Origin of the sequence: Bradyrhizobium sp. CCBAU 65884, from assembly GCF_028128835.1 — a bacterium.
GTDB classification, from domain to species: Bacteria; Pseudomonadota; Alphaproteobacteria; order Rhizobiales; family Xanthobacteraceae; genus Bradyrhizobium; species Bradyrhizobium ottawaense.
Genome location: NZ_LBJU01000130.1, coordinates 63,514 through 84,059 on the forward strand (window position 1 = coordinate 63,514; position 20,546 = coordinate 84,059).

At 58.2% G+C, this 20,546-nt stretch carries 6 protein-coding genes; 2 read left to right on the plus strand and 4 right to left on the minus strand.

Going from position 1 to position 20,546, the window contains the following annotated elements:
- Positions 1 to 80 precede the first annotated feature (80 nt).
- The gene (locus XI03_RS32215; protein ID WP_271594354.1) at positions 81 to 7,505 is read right to left on the minus strand and encodes a SpvB/TcaC N-terminal domain-containing protein; all 7,425 of its coding nucleotides are present in this window, start codon (positions 7,503 to 7,505) and stop codon (positions 81 to 83) included.
- Positions 7,506 to 7,731: 226 nt separating this feature from the next.
- Between XI03_RS32215 and XI03_RS32220 the strand changes: the two genes are divergently transcribed.
- Positions 7,732 to 8,427 (plus strand): hypothetical protein, encoded by a 696-nt coding sequence (locus XI03_RS32220; RefSeq protein WP_271594355.1) that lies wholly within the window; start codon positions 7,732 to 7,734, stop codon positions 8,425 to 8,427.
- A gap of 341 nt (positions 8,428 to 8,768) precedes the next feature.
- Here XI03_RS32220 and XI03_RS32225 read toward each other — a convergent pair whose 3' ends face one another.
- Complete coding sequence (locus XI03_RS32225; RefSeq protein ID WP_271594356.1) at positions 8,769 to 9,572, minus strand: hypothetical protein; 804 nt, start codon at positions 9,570 to 9,572, stop codon at positions 8,769 to 8,771.
- A gap of 588 nt (positions 9,573 to 10,160) precedes the next feature.
- Here XI03_RS32225 and XI03_RS32235 point away from each other — a divergent pair.
- Positions 10,161 to 10,673: a hypothetical protein gene (locus XI03_RS32235; protein WP_271594357.1), complete on the plus strand. Its 513-nt coding sequence runs from the start codon at positions 10,161 to 10,163 to the stop codon at positions 10,671 to 10,673.
- A 264-nt stretch (positions 10,674 to 10,937) separates the two neighbouring features.
- Here the strand turns inward: XI03_RS32235 and XI03_RS32240 are convergent, their stop codons facing one another.
- Complete coding sequence (locus XI03_RS32240; protein WP_271594358.1) at positions 10,938 to 16,892, minus strand: DEAD/DEAH box helicase; 5,955 nt, start codon at positions 16,890 to 16,892, stop codon at positions 10,938 to 10,940.
- The gene (locus tag XI03_RS32245; RefSeq protein WP_271594359.1) at positions 16,889 to 20,203 is read right to left on the minus strand and encodes a hypothetical protein; all 3,315 of its coding nucleotides are present in this window, start codon (positions 20,201 to 20,203) and stop codon (positions 16,889 to 16,891) included. Before XI03_RS32245 ends, XI03_RS32240 begins: the two co-directional genes overlap by 4 nt.
- Positions 20,204 to 20,546: the final 343 nt, after the last annotated feature.

Genomic DNA, 20,546 nt, shown 5'->3' on the forward strand with positions numbered 1-20,546 from the left:
GGCGCTCACAAATGCTAAACTCTCGAGCCGTCCTCCGAATAAAACTCCCGGGAATTTCTTTTTGCCCATAACGGGACAAGTTAATGTGGAGCACTCATTGGCACGTAGCTGCGCCTTAGCGAGGAAGTGAACTGTTCAAGACTCATGTTATTCTGGGAGGCGAATTCTCGGATGCGGTCTAGCCCGGGTCCTTCTGTCCACTTACCGGCGACTCCCTTTGTAAAAGCCTCCCATTGATTGGGGGTTGGTCCGGATAATCCCGTTTTCACCTCCGTCGCATAAGGGACGCCCTCAGGTGAAACGCTGACCGTATCAATCCGCCAACTCTTGCCGCTCGGAAGTTCAATCTCCATTTGATTTGCGAGAATTTCATGCTTCTTCACTGAAACGAGAATATTGTCCCATTCCTTTTCACCCCAAGCACCCTTTGCCTGCGGGCTCATATTGTTCCACTCACCCTCGGTGGGCGGCGGTCGAGAAAGCTTAGATTCCGCTGCCAACGGCGCACGTTCGGCTTCGACCAATGTTCCTCTACCTCCAGCGCTAGCAAGTGAGAATGTATTGACCGAAGCCGCGGCGGATATCGGTGCAAGGTCGGCAGCGACACCTATCCAATGCGCAGCTCGAGGGCTTGCGCCAAGACCAGTTGCAATATGCTCTGCAGCTAGCGATGTAATCGTTTGCTGTGGCTGCCAATTGATCAGCGTTCTTAATCCAGCACCCGCCATGTCGGCGGCATGCGCGAATAGAACAGCTCCCGCGACTTTGGTTACCACGGGTTCCGGCGCAAGCAACATGCCAGCTGCAACGGTCGCCTCACCAAATCCGGCAGCAATCTGCATTCCACCCGCCACTATCGGATGCGAGAGGACGGCCGCCGCGGCGCGAAGCATGTCAGAACCGAATTCGGCCCCAGCGTTCCACACGATACCGCCGACGGTGCTCAGCGCGAGCAATCCATCGGGGTCCGTCATCTTGATCGGGTTATTTTGAACTGAGCTATACCCGCTTGGAGCGGAACGCGATCTCGTATCGAAGGCGAACGTCTGCGCCAAAAGCTCGCGCAACAGGGGCTCACAGCTAGTCCATCGACCCAGATATGCCGCGTAGTATCGCGCACCGTGATAGTAGAGTCCCGTCTCCTCGTCGCGCTCCTTGCCGATATAGCGATATCGCTTGGCGCTCACCTCCGCTCCCGCGCGCGCAGAGTGGAAAGAGGTCGAGCCGAACGGATGGTACTCCTCGAAGGAAATCACGGCGGCCTTCTCGCTGACCTCGACGATCGACGACCCGAGATGATTTGCGAGCTGAAATCGCTGGCGCGTCTGTGGGCGAAATAGCGTGATGGTCGCATCTGCCGTCTTGGTCTCGATCAACGCAACCCGGCTTTTTCCATCCATAACGTGCAGGGTCTCGCGAGCGAGCTGCAGCTTGCCGGTATTGGCGGCGGTGCGGGTGTAGTACTCGACGCCATCGAGATAGATCCGCTCTTCGATCAGGCCATTGTGGACGTAGCGCTTGCGCACGCGCTGCCCCGACGAATCGTAAGCGAACCACACCTTTCCGCCGCCGCGCCGGTCAGCAAGGCGGAGCCGTCCGCCATAGTCCCACCGCATTTCGGAAAGGTGCGGCATCTCGACCATGTTGCCGGCTTCGTCGTAGCGATACTTCGCACTCGGCGAGCCAGACGTGTCGGTTTCGATCAGCCGGTTGCTGTCTGTGGCGTAGGAGTAGGTTCGGCTCCACCCGCCCGAATCGGCCTGATGTCCAAGCCGCTGGATATTGCCGACTTCGTCGTAGACAAAGGTCTCTGTGTATTTCTGCAGCTTCTGAAGGTCGTTGGGATGCGGGATGCCTCCGGGTGCCACGTCGTCCTCGTTCGGAGCCGTCCCGGGAAATTCGCGGCCTGTGGCGCGAATCAGCTGATAGAGGGCGTCGTAAGCGTAGCGGCCGCCGCCCGGCTCAACCGTGCCCGTAAAGTAGATCGCGGCGTCACTTCGGTCCTCGACCGCAAGGATGTTGCCAACCGGATCGTAGGTATAGCGCAGGTCTTGCAGCTTCTCCGTGCGGCCGTTCCGCTTACGCGTGCTCAGGAGCTTGATAAGACGAAAGGTCTTGGGGTCATAGTCATAGGCGATGCTTACCCCACTGCCCTGCTCAACCAGCTTGCGCTGGCCGCGCTCGTTGTAAGTCATCGCGCTGATCATCACCGTTTCGGTCGATGCACCGCCTATCTGGACCGCGGCGCGGGAGAGCAGACCACGCTCGTTCAGGACGTAGTGGGTAGCGCTTTTATCAGGCGTAATGCGTGTGGTCGGTCGGTTCAGATTGTCGTAGTCGGTTTTGGTTAGGAAAGCCGTCGGCCCGAGCAGCGCGTCTGCGGCCTTCTCGGCCACTTCCACATGGTCTGCTGTGCCCAGAGCGGCCCAGTCAGGATCGACGCGGATCTGCTTCGCAAGCCGGCGAACAGACTGCGCGATGTTTCCGCGATAATCGAAGCGATCATTGCGCAGCATACCGGCGCCATCAAAGATAAGCGCCACGCGGGTGCGCAGGTTGAATTTGGTCGCGTTAGCCTGTGTCTGCAGGTCCTCGCCGTAGTAACGGCGCTCCAACAGACGCTCGGCGGCGTTCGACAAGACGGCTTCTTCGGAGACCGCCTCCGTTTCCGGTTCTGGCAGCGGCTCTGGAGGAGTGCCGCGGAGACGGTAGAGGACGCGGCTCAAGCCCCCAGGGGGCGATGGCGGAGGCGACTGCGGATCGGGATCCGGCTCGCCGAACGGCGCGACCGCGGAAGAGGTATTCGATACAAAAAGGTGCGTCGGGCGGCGCAGTTCGTCGTAGACGAAGCGCTGAACGAAGTGGCGTGCATCCCACTGCCGCACAGGGCGGTCGGCCACGTCGGGCAGCCGCCATTTGTCGCCGGAATCGGCGAGCCATTCATGCAGGCGCCGTCCGGCAACATCGTACGCGCTCTGCGCGACTTTTCTGTGCTTGGCGTCCTGAACCGAAAGAATCTTGCCGGTGATATCCAGTGTTGACCGCGTCTCGTATGTCCCACGCTCGCCATTATCGGCCACCGAAAGGAATGCACGCCCCATGGCGTCGAGATGCAGGACGCCGGGCGTACCCTTGTGGTCACGCGTGAGTTCGACGACGCGTTGCTGCTCAGTCGTGCCTGCTTCGAAGGCCTCGAGCCAGTCGGTAGCGCGATCACTGGTATCGTTCTCGTCCCAGCGCTCCTGCCGCCACGCGAAAAATTTCGTCTCCGAGAAGGTACCGTCGGGATTGTCAGTGCGGACCAACCGCGAAAGCGGGTCATAGTGCAGGGTCGGCGTGACGCCCCGTTTGACGAGTTCCTCCTCGTCTTCGTACTCGTAAGTGGCAGAGAAGAACGGCTCATACTTCTTTACCGGATTGCCCTTGTTGTCGTAGATCACGCGCCCGGTACCGACCCAACGACGCTGAACCTCTTCATCCCTGATCGTAGCATCCGGATTTTTCGCTATCGTACCATCCGCGTACTTCACCGGCACCGGTCCCGGTTCAGCCAGCGTCTTGTGCATGGCCTCACGCCCGAACCCGTCAGTGTAGACGTAGGCTTCCTCGTGGGTTGATTTTGACGTGCCGGGCTTCACCCGCGAGATGACGTGCACCCGCGCTGGCTTGATTGTTGCGACTGACGAAGCTCCGGCAGGCTGGCCGGTAATCCATCGCCGAAGTTCGTATTCAAAGCGCGTCGTCGGGTCCTTGGCGCTATCACCTTCGTTATTTTTTCCTGCGAGAATTACGCTGGTAACGAGACCCAACGCATTGAAGGTGAACAAACTGACGTTACCGTTCGGATCGGTTATCTGCTTTGGATTGAGCAGCCGATAGTCGATCTCGGCGTGAGTGACGTTTTGCAGGGCATCTGCGGTCCTGACTACTGTCAGGCAATACTCGTCGTAGCTGATGCGCGTCTGCGCACCAAATGCGTCGACTGCTTCCACCGGTACGTAAAAGCGCGCCCGGTCCGGAATCAGAATGCCCGACGGTATCCACCAGCTCCTCGCCGGTGTATCGGGCATCACGCGACTGATCCCGGCGTTCGCTGCATTCACATAGCCACACTCCGTAGTCAGCATGCTGTCGGTGACGCGGTCGCTCCCGATCGCCTTGACTATGATGCCGGGCGTCAGAGCCAGTGCGAACTGTTGGTGGAGGATGGCGCGCCTTCCAATGGTCCCGAACGGGGCCGGCCCACCGAGGCCATCCAGCCAATATTGCCGGCACTCGGCGCGAACGATGCGCTTCTGTTCCTTTTCCGGGTCCGGAAGTGTCTCGAATGGAACAGGCTTCGCCGCGGCGAATTTGGTCCTCACATCGTCTGCATTCACGATGCGGTCATGCGGCAATCCGCAAAGCTCCCACTGGGTCGACGTGGTCGGGACACCCACGCGAAACCAATCGCTCCGACGATCTTCATTGACGTACGAAGACTGCGATACCGTGCACCATAACCGATCCTGCTCCTTCTCGAGGGGTTCTCGTCGTGGATAGGCGATCGAGGCTGATGTGCAGACATTGCCGTAGTCATCGATCTCAAGGGTAAGATCGTGGGATACGCGCGGATCGGCCAGCTCGCGCTCGTAGAGACTCTGGATTCTCTCCGAGTTGTGGGCGAGGAACACGCCGTGGGCCTGGCTGCCCTTGCGCTGTAGCGCTCTCACCTCATGCGTCATGTCGGTGACCGAATAGGGTCGGTCCGCGAGCGCCGAGCCATCCTCCCAGTACACCTCTTCGCGAAGCGGCATCCCGCGTAGGGCCCGCATGGCCTCACGGGCTTCGTCGGTCGGCAATCCTGTGGGAAGCCGCATTTCCGGCAGACGGCGATCGCCATCACCATGCCAGAACTCGGTCGCCAGCCTGCTCTCCAATCGCTCGTGGTCGAACCACGCGCCGGTGTGAAACCATGATTTGGTGTGGATCGGCGGCGTCGTCAGCTCCGAGGCGGTGCATCGATCAAACTTCTCGGCATCAAACGTTTCGACGAATGCAAACCCGCGAAATTCGCGCTCCACGCCATCATAATAGCCGTGATGGTATTCGTAACGTGCGCAAAACTCGGCATCCGAAACCCGGTCGATGTGCTTCACGCTGCTGACAACCTGGACCGGGAAGCGCAGCCGCGTCACCCAGTGACGACCGATCGCCTTGTCCTTCAGGTAGGCGCGAGTCGACGTCGTATATTCAATGTAGATCTCGCCGCCGAAATTATTAACGACAGACGTCAACAGATGCGGCTTCGTCCCACCCATGAGGTCGATCAGCATTATCGGCTGGCCGCGCCGTGCCAGCAGCGGCGACGACCAAAACAGACATGCCGTGCCGTTGCCGAGCAGGTCCGCTACCTCGACCGTCGAAGCGGCGTCGACGGCCGGCAGAGAGTCCACGAGATGGACTTCGGATAGGGAATTGCCCGACTGGTTGAACGCGATTACGATCGCGTTGCGTCGCGAGTAGATGACGTCGGTTGTTCCGGAACCGTCGATGTCCGCCAGGCGAATCCTGCGTGGATCGAACTGATCGGGTGCGTCGAACGCCGGCGCGTTCTCCAGCGTGATCCTGTCACCGAATGCCCCGCGACCGAGATTTGGCCAGTAGCAGACACTGCTGTTGCGGATCCGGACAACATCGATCAAACCGTCACCGCTCATGTCGGCCAGAAAGATCGTCTCGGTCCCGTCGCCAAACAGAAGGCGCGGCCTCTTCTCCGAGCTTGAGTCGGCGACGACACGAACGGCGGCTTCAAACCCGGCCCTCCCGCGGGACCTGTGCCACAGCAAGGCGTCGTCCTGCGTGATGAGCACATCTGCCAGGCCATCACCGTCCAGATCGAGAAGCCGGAGGTTCGGGCTGTCCCAGTCGATATGAGGCACGCCGGATATCGGGACGAACGGGAGCCAGTCCTCCGTGTCGGTCCTGGTCCAATAGCCGGTGCCGGGCGAACTGAAGCGAACGAGTTCGAGTTCGCCTTCTCCGTCGAGATCGACCAATTGCATGTCGCCGCGGAGGTTGGCTGCGGATGGCAGATTTGGCAGGCGGCGCGGGGCTGTGAGGTTAAGATCACCAAGATTTTGCTTGTAGTACCATCCCTGATCGGTCGACCAAAGGACGCCTGGAATTCCTTCACCGTTCAGATCGAGCCAACGCACATACTCACTCGATGTGCCCGACTCGAGACCAGCGAGACTTTCGGCAGGGAAGGTCTTGCGTTCGCGGTGCAGTGTTGCCCGCGTGTAGCTGAACTCGACCGGCGGCAAGGAGCCGTCGCTGCCCTGGTCGTATCCGCCTCCACCCTGTTTCTTGATGTAACCGTTCCGGGTGATGGAAGTCAGGTACGAGAGCAGAGGCGTCTGCTCATACTCGAAATCCGTCGAGCCCACGAGTGTTGCCCCGCTACCGAGGTCCGCGAAGCGGTGAAAGACCAGAACGCGCCGGCATAGCCGGTAGGTACGGACCTCGAACGTCGGCCTGTAGGTCGAGAACGCATCCAATCGTACCGGCCAGATCTGATCGGAGGCCGGAGTCGGCAACGTTTTGTCGTGATCACCGTAGTCGAGAACAACTTCAAAGCACCAGGCACGATTGTCGATCGCTGCAAGAGGTACGAAGCGCGAGCCGGATGTCGTATCGAGAGGCACGCGGTTGCCGTAGAGAATTCTCTTGAGATAGCGTTGTGCCGTTGCGACGAATTGTGGCTTGCCTCGATCATCTGGTCGAAAGCGCGTGGCCTCGCTCAGTACATCCGACCGGACTCCGCGCCCGTTCTCGGTTTGGTAGCCGTATTGAATTGCGTTGCCGCGATCGTCTCGAGTTTCCTGAAGCAGCCAGGCAAATACCTTTGATGGATCGCCGGGGTCGCAAATTCGCGCCTGCGGATCTTGGCCAAACACGCTGGTGACATTTTCCTTGGTTGTAACTCGCCAGGAAATATCGCCATCGGTCTGCCTGACCCACTGCTCGATCCGGGCAAAAAGGCCCTCTACGCGCGGCCGATAACGCTTGATAAGATAGTCGCCGAACTTTTCAGTGTCGGGCTCGTCGCCGCCGTCATCGCGGGGACGTCGCGCGGGAACAAGGTCTTCCGCACCCGAGAGGACAAAAACGTCCGTTGCGTCTTCGTAAAGCGGGAGGCCCCGATCAGTCCGGCGCGAGATCTGCGCGACCGCAAGCTGCCAGCCGATGCCAAACGCGCCGTTTCCACCGCCTGTATTGTAACTTAGATCAAGAGACGGCTTGAGACCATTCCTGCCGGCTGGGGCCGCGATTGGAATCGTCAGCGATGCTGCGCCACTCGCCGGGTTAGCGGAAAACTTTTCGCCAAGCCCTCTGATCGCGCCGCCGCCTTTCGGCTGCGTGACGGCAGGGACGTCCAAGGTCGGAATGTGAGCAGTGTCTTTCTGAGCTTTATCGGCCGCCGGCTGTACGCCGGACGATGCCCCTCCCCCCCTGAAGGCCATCGACCACCACCCCAGTGACCCAGACGTGGGTCAGTTAGAATGCGCTTGATCAAAGTACACTTGACACGATGCTACAACCGCATGAGCGTACACGCAATGGATGCACAGCAACAAAAAATCGCGGTGACGAGGACGGGTCCGCAAGGCAGCGCGCACAGGGTCTTGCGCGATCATGAGTATTTTGAGCCGGTTTGGTTGTACCGACCGGACTCGCAGTGGGGGGGCAATGGCGACAGATCTCTTAAGCGGAACACTGACGAGCTTGGTCAACTACGCCGCAACCACGGGAGGGCTTGGTACTGCCGCCTATGGACTGGTCGACGTCTCAAAGGCATTCTGGGGCGGCATTTCCAATGCAGGGTTTGGTCACATCAAGCGGGCTCTCGGTCCGTACGAGGCAGCGCTCCGCGATACCGGGACCACCTCCCCAATGGAGGTTCTACGAGCCAATTGGCTCAATGGCGCGCCGCTATCCCAGCAGAAGGCTAACGCCAAATCGCTGATCAGGCTTGGTCTATCGCCCAAGAATGCCTTCGGAATGGCGGAGGCTACTGGCATCGATCCAGACGCGCTTCGGACCGCAGCAAACAAAGTCGATGCGGGCGCTGCTCTGGATCCACAGGACGTCGGCATTCTCGCCCGCTTTGACGCAATAGTGGATGCGGTATTGGATGGCGCATACGAACGAGCCGATCAAAAATATCGAAATTCTTCTAAGGGGCTTTCAGCGCTAATCGCGATTATCCTTGCTGGCGTAGGTGGCGGGGTTTCCCATGCGCAGGCCGGCGCGTTTCAGTGGCTCGACTATCTGACCTCTCAGGATTTCTTGGTGGCCCTGCTCGTTGGCGCAATCGCGTCGCCACTTGCGCCGGTTGCCAAGGATCTTTCCTCATATCTCGCCGCATCGGCGCGTCCCGATTGAGTCAAGTCCACGCCGGCTTAGAGCCATCGAACCTCAGGCTACGGCAACTTTGTCGACGACGATGGCTTCATTGCTACCGGAAAGCGCGTGCAGCAATTTGAAGACCCCAGAGATGTCGCAACGACGAGATTGTCGTTACTGATAGCCGCTGCCGAGTCTGCAAAGTAAATCGAACAGGGCAGTCGGAATCGGCAGCGTCTTCGATTGGAAGATGCCCAAAAAGAGGAAACTCCGTCAGATCTATCGAATCTGACAGTGGTAGGATACCACCATTGTCTGGTGATGCCAAATCACCCTCTGCCCAATGATAGCACGAGATCGAACCATCCAGCGCGAGACGGCTATCGCGAACAGGCTACCTCTTTTTCTGGAAGGTTGTCTTGAGCGTCATCATCGGATGGAAACTCCCCGGATGCGATCCAATGCACCTGAGGACGCGTTATTAGAAGCACCCGTTGGCCCGCGCGCGGCGCCTGATTCAATTTAAGCAGCACCTTACAATGCGACGTGGCACAAGCGCACTGTAGCGTCACCCCGGTTGTCCTATCAGGTTGAATGTTGAAAGATAGGTTCTTCAAGATCGCATAAAAGTAGGGAATTCCTTTGAAACTGCGGAAGTGTGCCTGAACGTTTACGGTTGCACCATTGTTGAGAGCGTCAAGCTGGTTTTGGCTCAAACTTACTAGATCGCTATCCCACTTCAGCGGGAAAACACGGCTTACCACATCCGAGAACAGCTCATGCTCACGCGCAAGCGCGCGGTTCGCCTGTACATTACGTTGGTTCAGGTAGTCTTGGTACGAGGCCATCAGATCTGTGAGATCTTTGATGTCCTTCTGCGACGCAGATGAGAACGAAAGAATCGCGTCGCCAATTCGTCCGAGAAAATGTAAATGAACAGCGGCGTACACCAGCAGTAATAGGGCAACTGTTTCAAGGATCTTCCGCGTCGCAGTCTTCGCCAGCATCTTGAGCCCGCGAGGACTCAAGAAAAAAGACCATTGCCGCTTGATATACCCGCCAATGGAAAAACACTGGCTGCGAATCCAGGCCTTCGGGTCTGCGACGACGACCTTGATCTCAGCTTTGATCCAGCTGCTGAGGACGGCAAGGGCCCCGTCGTTTGGTTGCTCGACATCTGCCACTGGATCTCTCGCTGTAGTCTCAGTGTGCTCAGGCATCCAGGTTTCTGAGGCCCATTCTGGCTTAGTCGCGGTTGAGTAGCAATCGGCATCTAACTCGGCTTGAGCGTCTATTGGCTCGACGAGCAATTCGGTCGCAAACGGCCGCCTCCCGCATCCGTTCGTCCAGCGCGCCGGCAAGAAACTTCCGCGACTCAGCACCCGGCGAACGCGTTAGCCTCTCGGTTCAATGCTTCGCCGGCACATGGACCGAGTCAAACGGCGATCGCGATACCAAATCCAAGGCGATCTTCGGTCCTCACCTAGTCTACAGCTTCCTGACGACCTCGCAAAACGAAGTTGTCGAGCCTGTCCACGCAAGGCGATACCCGTCCTGACCACCCAAGAGAAGCGCAACATCTGGATTCGGGCCGCTCCGAGAAGTCGTAGACGGACTACTCAAGATCCTTGTGCCCGGCGGCGACGAGGGAGTACGCGCCTGCCGCTTAAGCATCCCTTGTCGTGAAAAACACGCTGCATTGGCCATCTCATTGCATAAAATGCCTGGTCCGGAAGATAGCCTCGCTACGCCCTAGGAATGCGGCGAACTTCATGATCACCGAACCAAAGCAAAAGGCGCCAAGAAAAGTGAAGCGGCGGCACAAGTCGTCCGAGGAATTCGTCGACTACATCGTCGAGATCGAAAGCTGGGACTTCAACTATTGGCTGGCGCTCAACACCCTTCGTAACGCGCTCGATCCCTACCACGAGCACCGGCACGTGGAGATGAAGGGTCGGCTTCTGCGGCCGACCGGACTGAAGCCCGACCGCATGGACGTGTCGCTGTTTCCGTCAATTAGCCTGGAGGAGGAGCGTCGGAAGGACCTCAAACCGATCGCCGTCGGAGCGATCGAGGCCTACCCGGAACGATTGGATGCGAGTCTAAGCATCCCGTCAGACGCGCTGACCGCAGTTCTACAGATGCTGATCGCCGGGCGCCTGAAGTTCGTCGTCATGCGCGGGTCGAAATTCCGCTACCGAAGCGCGCGTTTGCAAAGCTACAGACTGGGCACGAAGCTCGAGGAAGATGAAGATCCAGAAGGCGCTCTAGGCCCGCAGGGATAGCGCCAACGTGAGCGGATCGAGCATGGTCTTGACGTGCCTCAAGACGCAGCCGCTTGGAACGAGGGCCTCGCCCTGCACGGGTCGCGAGGGCTCGAACCCAAAATCGTCTGACCGGAGCACAGCGCCTCCAGATCTCTCCTGCCAGCAAGGGAGTTGCCCCCACTACGAGAGCGATGATGTTATTCGGGCGCGCCTCAAGGCTGCGATTCACGAGATACGCAAGATCGTCATGCCGCGGAGCAGACAACACATTCTTTTTGCCGCCTAGCCATTCGTTGTCGTGAAAAACACGCTGCACTGGCGGTCTCTCTGCATCAGATTGTCTATCCCCGAAGAAATGTCCCATCTGAATGTTCTCGGGGCCGCATGAGGATCGCCATCGATCATTGCCGTCACAACACGATCATGGAAATGGCCAAGCCGCGCACTCTTCGGCTTTAGCTGGATGATGCCGGTCGTTAGCCCGATTGCTTTCAGGCGGCCCATCAAGTCCCGTTGTTGTTCTTCGGGACGCTCGTCAACATACCTCGGATTGTTGCCCGGCCGGGCGGGCTTCCATGAAATTGTCAAAGACTTGATAACAACGCCGACTTCCTGCAATTTCCCCAGAAAGTCCGCTAGTGCCCCCCGATTTCTCTCACCGCTTGCGAGGTACGGATCGTCGATCTGCAGCCTCACCGATTGCCCTGCGATGGCAGAAAACATGCTCTTGAAATCACGAGGATGACCCGGCTCATGTCGAAACGCTTGTGTGTTTAGTGCGCAGGCTGAGAACACGTTCTCAATCTTCTTGAGGTGTTTCTCGTGCCGCTCTTGCCAGTCATCCGCCCTTGCCGAGTTCGAGAGATAGACTTTTGGCCCAAACAGATCGTCAAAGATCGGTTGATCGAAGTTACTCGTGTAGTACTCGATCGTCTTGTCCGCCTTACGAGCAGCAATGCGTGGTGCGTCTTCCAATTTGGTCCGTGGAATTAGGAACACGTCCAGCTGGTCGCCTGCTTCAAGCGGGAGTAGCAGGTCAATGATCTGTCGATCGAGCGTGGATAGCGGTGATTGCGAAAGCGGAAGGCCCGAGCACACCACCAAGCGCGCTTTCCGATCTGGCCGAGCTTCGCAAAAATCGCGAACGAGTCTAGCAGCCGCAATCGCGCGTTCCGGATCGCGAGCGCCCTGCACCGAAACTGCACAGAACGTGAGCAGCGAAGCGCCTCTGAGCTGCTCTTCCAAACCGGCATGGTTGATCGCCCTGACCGGCACTGCCCTTTCCGGTGCATGCTGAGGCCGCTCCGCATTATCCGCATGCAGGGCACGCAACCACGATAGAACGGGGAGGCGATCAAAAATGTCCCAATACACCTGATTCGAGTAGTCATTCATGCATTGAGAACAACTGGTCGCGCATTCGGTGCGGCGGCAGTCAACGACGCGAATCGCCGCATTCACCAGGGCGCGTGCTGAAAACTGTGGGTCTTCCAGCAGCCGCTGAACGTATCCCGCCCCACCAGCCACTGCGTCGGACAGAACGACAAGCGGCCTTCCCTCTCGGAGCTCTTTAGACGCTCGTATGTCGCGCGGATTAGCCTCGAGGAGATCGGCGGCAGCAATGCGTAATGATTCCGCTAGGGTGCGCAAGAAGCCTTCGAGCTTGTCCTCACGTTCTCGCTCATCTTGAGCATCTTCAAAGGAAGGCGGAGGTACCGAAAAGCCAATTGCCCGAATATCCGTTTCGAACGTGTGGCCCAAGTCGAACGGATAGCTAATCTCCTCCTGGGAACATTTTTCGCCCGTCCGGGGATTTTTGTGGACCGACTTTACTGCTTTTTGGCCCATCAGAGCTGAATGCGGCGCGGCCTCCGCGTACTCACATCGGCTACACCAAAAGTATCCCGCCCCCTTCGGGCCGCGATTGATAACAAAGAGTCGGCCCGCTGCCTCACCAGCCGTTGGTGTCGCAGGCGCAAAGAACGTACGGACCCCAGCCAAGTCCGTATCAACATAGTCGCGGAAATGTGCTCTCGTTAGCAGACGAGCTTCGTCAACCGCCCTCGACCGTAGCCGCGACGACCCAGGATCACGCCCCTGTCGTTCATCAAACGCAGTGAGAAATGCAGTGGGTTCAATGAACCTGATGATTCGTGACTCGGGTTCAGCTGAGCATTGCTCGCATACGATGCCAAACTCAGATCTCTGGAAATGGATCTCTGGATGGCCACAGCTCTTGCAAATTCGGTAGTACTTGTCCGGCATGTACTCCTTGGACCGACGTACGATGCCGCGACTGGTCCAGATTCGCCCACCAGCGACTACCTCGGCACCTGGAGCGTATTCGCCTATCGCAAGCGCCGCGTCGCGATCGAGCTGGAGAGACGCACCCTGCGCGAATCGGCTCTCGTCGGCCGTCGCGCGATTTTCGGAGATCTCAAGACGAATAGAATGAACAGGGAAGCTGTAGGTAGGTATGACCGCTGACCGCGACAACACGGTTACTAAGAACTGATCAAGAAACTGCGCCTTCTCACGCATTTTCGCAGCAAGGCGATTTGAAGCCTTTCGCTTATCGTCCTCGCTAGACACTTCATCCATAATGCGCCGCTGCTCTGCTGCGGCGGCATCGAGCGCCTGCCACCTCTCTGAGATATCATCAACGAACCGATGAACGACTGACGTGACGTGATTTCTTAAGTCGTCGCCGACCAGACCAACAGTACTAAGTTCGCTGGGAAGCCAATCATGCAAGGTTTCGGCGAGCCGAACAAAATGCGTCCCCTGCTCTGTCGCAATCCAGGTAGAGAATTCAACCCGAAGCGCCTGTTGATCTTCCCCTGTTAATGAGTCCGAGAAGAATTCTTTCAGTCTTGGAGCCCCCGTACGGTCACGATTGGTCAATCGACTTTCGAGGAAGCCAGCCAAAACCGTGGATACTTGATGCCTTCGAAAGAAGCTCGGGTTATCCAAAGTGAGGTAAGGAACGGCCGGCTTAGCGTTCAGATAGCTGTGAAGATCGCTGTACTGCGCCTGGTCATACCGGCTATTTCGCGCGACCAGCAAGGCGGTCGGCGCAACTTGCGCTCTGCGCCCTGCTCGCCCCGCTCGCTGCTGATAGTTGGAAATGCCAGGAGGAACGTTACGGCAGAGAACCGCCTCAAGGTCTCCAATATCGACGCCCATCTCCATTGTCGTCGTGCAACTGAGTAGGTTCAGTTCGCCTTGCCGAAACTTCTCTTCAATGTCAGACCGTAGATCGGGACCGATCGCAGCTGTGTGCTCCCGGGCAAGTGCAGCAAGTGGGATTCCCGCGTATCTGTTGACGTAGTGATGCGACTTACTCATCGATGCCCGCTCGGCAGCATCTATCTCCGTGACGCTGCCTGCGCAGCGCCACGAAGTACACTGGCCGGCGATATTCAGCTGCGTGCGCGCGCCGCACTTGCTGCAGCGGTACAGTGGATCGTCGGCAGCGCAAACAAAGTGCAGGCCTGACAGGTCGATAGCCATGCCGCTAAAATGACGTGTGAGCAGCCTGCTGCCTGTTCGCTCGGCTTCGCTCCAGAAGGCGTCGAGCGTACTTACCGCCTCCTGGCGGGTAATGCCAAGCTTGTTGCAGAGAAACCAGGTGAACCTGTTATCGGATTGTCCTGCCGGGACAAGTGTACGCAGCAGGCGGGACGGGCCCTCCTTCGTCCTTGTCCACGCTCGACGTTCCTGCGCTTGGGCCTCGCCCCAGATAGAGTCGTCTTCCAGATCGATGCGATGATCAAGGCTATTGATCGCCCTGTACCGTCGCATCACGTCCAGCACAAAATGTACGAGTCCTACAGCCTTGTCTTTCAGCGCAGGGACAGCACGCGTTATCGCCGCCGCCGTATTTCGGGCGCCTCGATCATCGTATGTCACCTTCACGAGACCAAGTGATTCCAGGGAGATTCTCGTCAGGCCTTCTGTGCAGAACTCTGCAACGATCATCGAGAGTAGGCGATCCTTGGTCTGGGTGTTGCCCATCGGATCACGCGCGAAGCGATCGTAGAGCTTCAAGCCGTCTCGACGCAGCTCGCGATAGACAGACTGCGTCAGGTCCTCCAGGTTGATGGCTTCTCCTTCCTTCCTCAGCACGCGGAATATCGCGGCTCGTAGCGCCTGGTCACGAGATGTCCGCTCGAAAAACGGAGCGAAGAACGCTGCATCTTGCCTGTTGTCGGAAAAGACAAGCAGGTTTCGTCCGCCCATAGGCGCGTCCTGTGCGCGGTCGTGCGGCTTGGGTAAACTCTCGAGAAGTTCCTGGGCCGCGACAGCAGCCAGCGCATCGTCCCCTGGGTGAACCGAGCTGATAGGTTCGGGGTATCGGCCGGCGGGGCTTCGGCAAGATGAGCAGCGTTTGACGTACGTCCGACCCTCGTCTTCGTCGTCCTGCATTTCAGCTCTTAGAAGACCGATTATTCCAGGACCACGCCCGTCGGCGAGCGCGCCAGTATTGGGATCGAAATACTCGACATCGCTCTGCTCGACCTCAGAGGTCTCCTCATCGTCATACTCGGACGCTTGGTCTTCGGAGATCCCGTTCAAGCGCAGTACGAGACGCTTCGCATTGGCTTCGGGTTTGGCATTTAGCCGAACCCCGTCATCCCAAGCTTCGACGTATGGCTCACCACAGTTCCTACAGACTAGAAGCGGATACCACGGGACACCGTCCTCGCACTTGACCGATTTCCCGAATGCCATACCGGTCCAGTGCTCCGGGTCATTGGCATCGAGGCGCAGGCACACGCCCTCTACTCCTGATGCGGCGAGGTGGTACCGCGCGGGAAGTAGAGGGAATGCGCCGGGCGTTGATGGCTTTGCTAGGACGCCGACCGATATGAGGGATGCACAAGCCGCATGTTGATCGGCAATACTTTGTTCAGGGAACAGCGACCTTGAGAGCTCTTCGAAAGGCACTGAGCCCCTATCCTCGAGAAGTCTCGCGGCAGCCCGCACCTGCTGATTTCTCCCGAGCAGCGTGACAAGACCATCGCCCAAATCCCCATCTGCTGGCAAAACGAGCCGTGATAGCCCTAACTCAGCGACGAGGAGGTTCCAGGCTTCCACGAGCCGATCGCCCTCGGTCTCACCCTTCATCCGGAGTTCTGAAACTACGTGCCCCAGGTCAATCCATTCGGAAGCGGTCAGGCTCCCCGGGACTACGTCAGAACCTAGGGCTGGGTGGGCTTGTCGGTTCGATACGATGACCGCCCGCTCGCCATCAGGAAAATCCTCGCCGAAGAGGTCTCGTGCGAACCGCACAAGCTCATCCTTCCGGGCCGGATCAAGACTTGCCGATGTGCCTACGCATTTAAGTTGTCCCCTTGATAGGCCCAACCGGGTCTTAAGTTTTCTCAAGAGAAACGCCACTTCAATCGCCTGAGCACCTGCGTAGGTGTGAAGTTCATCAAGTACGAGCCACCGTAGCATTGCCTGCTCCAGTAACGATCGGTTACGCGGAAGCAAGAGGATGTGCTCGAGCATAGCGTAGTTGGTGATGAGGATATGAGGCGGTCGCTCAAGCATCTCTGCCCGACTGAGCAGCCAATTTTTCGGAACGCTCCTGGCCGCGCCGAAATCCCTTTCGAACGAAGGCGTCTCAACTATCTTGCGCTCTACTTCGGCGCGGGTTGCTCCTGACCCCACTTGGCCCGTGTATCTCCCAAGCGTAATCCCGGGATCGCGAAGATCTTGAAAGAGCAACCGCGCGATGCGGTGCATTTGATCATTGGCGAGGGCGTTAAGCGGATAGATCAGGATTGCGCGAACGCCCGGCTTAGAAAGATCATCCTCATTCAAGAGGTCGTTAATGAGCGGGAAGAGGAACGCCTCTGTCTTACCTGACCCAGTTCCGGTCGCCACGAGATAGTTCTCACCGGATCGCCCCAAAGCCTCCGACTGATGCTTATGAAGCTGCCTTCGGAATATCTTATCGCTTTCCGGCGTCTCGGAAAGGATCGCCCATCTGCGATTCAGTTTTCCAGACTGTACCAAATCGTAGAGTGAGGCCCCCTTTTCAAAGTCTGGCAGACTCTCGACGAAGGGGCCTTTGACGAGCGACACGCTGGGAGAATTCAGCGCTTCGCTCATTTGACGCGCGAGCCGCGGTGCACGGATCTGGGAAACGGGAGCCGCTGTCGAAATGAACCGCGCGAGTGTGGCGCGAAGCTGATCGCGAAAGACGACCGGGTTCAGTTCCTTCATTTAGACAACCTTTCGGACGAGAGCTCCCATAGGAGCAAATAGAACGCCAGCAGTTCAGGAGCGAGCCGTATCAGGAAAGAGGCGTCGCTAGCGACCGAGCGGTATGGTCGCTCAAGCCTGGCAGCGAGCCGGTTCAGATACTCCAGTACGGAGTCATGCCTAGAGGCGTGAGCGAATCCGGATATGAATGATGGTGCAAACTCAAAGATGCCATGCGTCAATTCGATTCCGAGCGGCGGCGGTAAAGTGTTCTCCTGAATTCTCGAAGCCGCATGGGCAAGTGAATTCGCCGTGCGGATACGCACCTCGTTCGACCCTTCTTCTTCGAGGCCAGCATCGTAAAAGCGATCGATCAGCCTTCCGAGCGCTGCCCCGTAATGGGCCGGTCCCAACAGCTCGCTCCCGGGCTGCCAAAACCACCGGGCGCCCGCGTTGGTGTCGAATGTCTGAAATAGTTGTCGATAGCGATCGAAACTGAACCTCCGTAGAGGTGTATTTCTTCTATGCGCGTCATCGAAGTTGGCGAAGGCCATAAGAAACGCAGGAGAAAGCCCAATCGCCTGATGTATCTCAGGAATTGATTTTCGAGCTGTTTCTGCAAGCAATGCCAGTTGTTCGGCCCCCTCTGCCACATTTTCTTCGGCCAAAGAGCGGAAACTCGTTGCTGGAGATGCGTAAAGGGAAGGAAGAATTTGCAATGGATGGGCAAGAGGAACCCAACTCTTTGCAACTCCGACCTGCCGCGGCAAATGAGCGGATGCCAGGAGTAGATCGCGACCGTCGGGCGTTTCCGCCACGAACTTTCCAAGAGCCATCCATCGTTGCAACAGGAACTGGCCGGCTTGGTCCCAGCTCTCCTGCGAGAAGCACAGGGCCATCCAAGAATTAAGCGTAACAAAACGCTGCGGTGCCTCCTCAACGACGCAGCCCCGTAATGCCAATGCGAGCGCAACTACGTCGAGCGCACGAAAATCTACTGGGTCCGACCCGCCTCGGGGCGCCAGAATGAGCGCGTAGCTGTCGCCACGCGAATTTCGGAGCGGGCGAAACGAATCGGTGGCTGTTGGGCGCACCGCCAAATGTGCCAAAGAAACATCGCCGCTGAATTCGTTGCGGTTAATCGTGACGAAGGTCCGCCTCGTATTTTCAAAATCGAGCGTTGCATGCAGCCAGCCGGGAGCTGGGCAAGGTACGGGCCGATGTCCGACAGCGAAATCGCATTCGCTCCGACTACCTGTTTCGTCTTCAAGGGAAAATCGGATCGCATCGATACTGATCGGCAGCTCGAGGCGCAGCGACAGTATATCGCGCTTCCGTTCAATTACGAACGCTGTCGGTGCCGCGGCAGGCACAATCCGGGCAAGGACGATTGGAATTGACCCAACCGACGGCTGCTCAACGGTGATCTCATCTCTGGCAGAGGGAGTGCTGAGATCTACCATAGAGAGGATACGCGTGGCCGAGCGTTTGAATGCGCTGGGTTCCAAGCGTCCCCTCACGTTGAGCTTTGCGTTGCGGTCGGGGCAACGTATCGCGAGGGTGCCCCCTTTATCCTCATCTCGGATGACAAGAGATTCTCCAATCCTGATTGGAAGCGATCGCCCCTCCCCGTCCGTGAAGGTGAGCGTCAGACCGGGCCGGGGAATTTCGAACTCGATCCGCTCGTGACCGACTAGGAAGGCCAAGGTCGCCGAGTCATAGGCCGCATCAGCATCGAGACAGAGGCGACCAGCGTCGTCGGCAACGATGTGGCGGCTGTTTTCTGGCGAATAGTTTGTCGGCCGCCCATCGCTGTCAAAGATCGACTCGTCTTTCAGCTCTCGCAAGCCAGGCCACAGCCACGCCTTATACCGAACCAGGGCGCGGCTACTGCCTCGCAGCCTCAATTCGGCCTTCACCGCTAAGAGGCCGGTGCCGGAGACTGAAAGGGAAGACAATTCATGAATCGCTGAGCGACTCTCGGACGAAGCCGTCAGCTGCGAGACCTGTTCGCGCCCGTCGATGGTCAACGCAAGGTCGAACGCCCCATCCTCCAGTTCCCCGAACTCAATGCCGAGCGACGAGCCTCCCGCAAGAAGAATGCCTTTGGGTCCTTTTGCCACCGCGCCGCTCTGAACCCAGATTCTCGGTTTCGGTTTCGCAGTGACCCGGATTATCCGCGACTCGATTGCGATCGCTGCGCCTCCCGGCCCAAGTTGGCAGTGACTTGCGTGGCCGTGCAGGCCGACCTCGAAGGCCGGCTCGCCATCGACAGAGAACGGCGACTTGGCAACGAGCACCACTGCGCGGGCATCAGCAACGAACGCCGTCTCGCGGCCAGTGTCGACCTGGCCTGCGAGTCGGCCAAGCTCACTATCGAAAGCCAGGATGTGCCGCTCGCTCGTAAACACCGGGAGCCGTTCCACGTGATCGCCGAAACTCCAGTCGATGTAACTGGGCCAGGGCGTCGGCAAGGACCAGTTTTGCCCCCCACGTAGCTTGCGTGTGTCGCCACCAGTCGAGATCGAGAGCCGACCCTCGACCTTGGGCAGCGCGAGAGCCAAACCGTCTCGGCTCCAAATCAGCGATGGCCTGGGAATAGCGTAAGAATGTTGTCGCCCGCCAGAGATTGCACTTTGTGCGCTTTCGATTTCCTTGAAGAACCGAGCTTCGAACTCGTTCCGGGGCGTCTCGTTCTGGCGATACCTCGTGAACAGGAAGGCATAGTGCGCGCTCTGATCAACCTCGAGCACCATGCGGGGAATATTCACTCCGACGGGAAGAAAATGTGCCGCGTCATCCTCCCAGCTGTTGAGCGCAGCAGTGTTGTCATAAGGCGGCGAGCCGAAGGCTCGCTCCGCGAACATGAACGCCTTTACAACATGATGAAGTTGCGAGTTAGCGATGCCCGCTTGCGCGAGGTAGTCCCGCACCAACCCGGAACCGTCGAAACACAGCCCATGTTTACGGCAGACAGATCGAAACGCTTGGTTTATCCGGTTTCGCACATTGCCAGAGAGACTAACGCTGAACGTCTTTTCGAGAACCGCATAGACTGCGTGGCCATCCTCTCCATAGCCGTGCGATAGAACCGAAGCGAGGTTCCAAACGGAGGTCAGCGGCCATCTTCGAAACGCTTCGGGTATTCTCTCCGCATCTCCACGCACAAACGCCGCAAAGCATGAGGCAAATCGTGCGCGATCCGTTTCACTGAGCTCGACGTGAGCAAGGAACGGCGTCGCGTCGGCCAAAGCCAATTTTCGACGAATGACTAACTCTGCTACGTCTAGCCCGCGGATGTAGTCGGGTACTTTTGTAACTGCTTCCACCACTGAGCCTCCCCCCGGGGACTCTTTCAGACTCTTGGCAAGGTACTGGTCCCGCTTGGCAATGGGTTGATGTTCGGATCGTCGACGCGCTGCCCCGGTGCAAAGGGTCTTGCGGCGCACATTGTCGCCAGCGCCCCGAACCGATCGTTGTCGGGACGACCACTGAAGCGCAGCCATCGATCTTTAGGAGCGAATAGATCCCCCTCGTGCTTTCTGCTCCGGCCTTTCCGGCACAAAGCCGCTCCTCGCAACTTCCCCGCGCTGGCCAGCTTCGATTCAAGCTCTTGCAATCTTTCTACAATTAATAGGGCGGCAATCACAACCAGGACGTTTGCTGATATCTTTA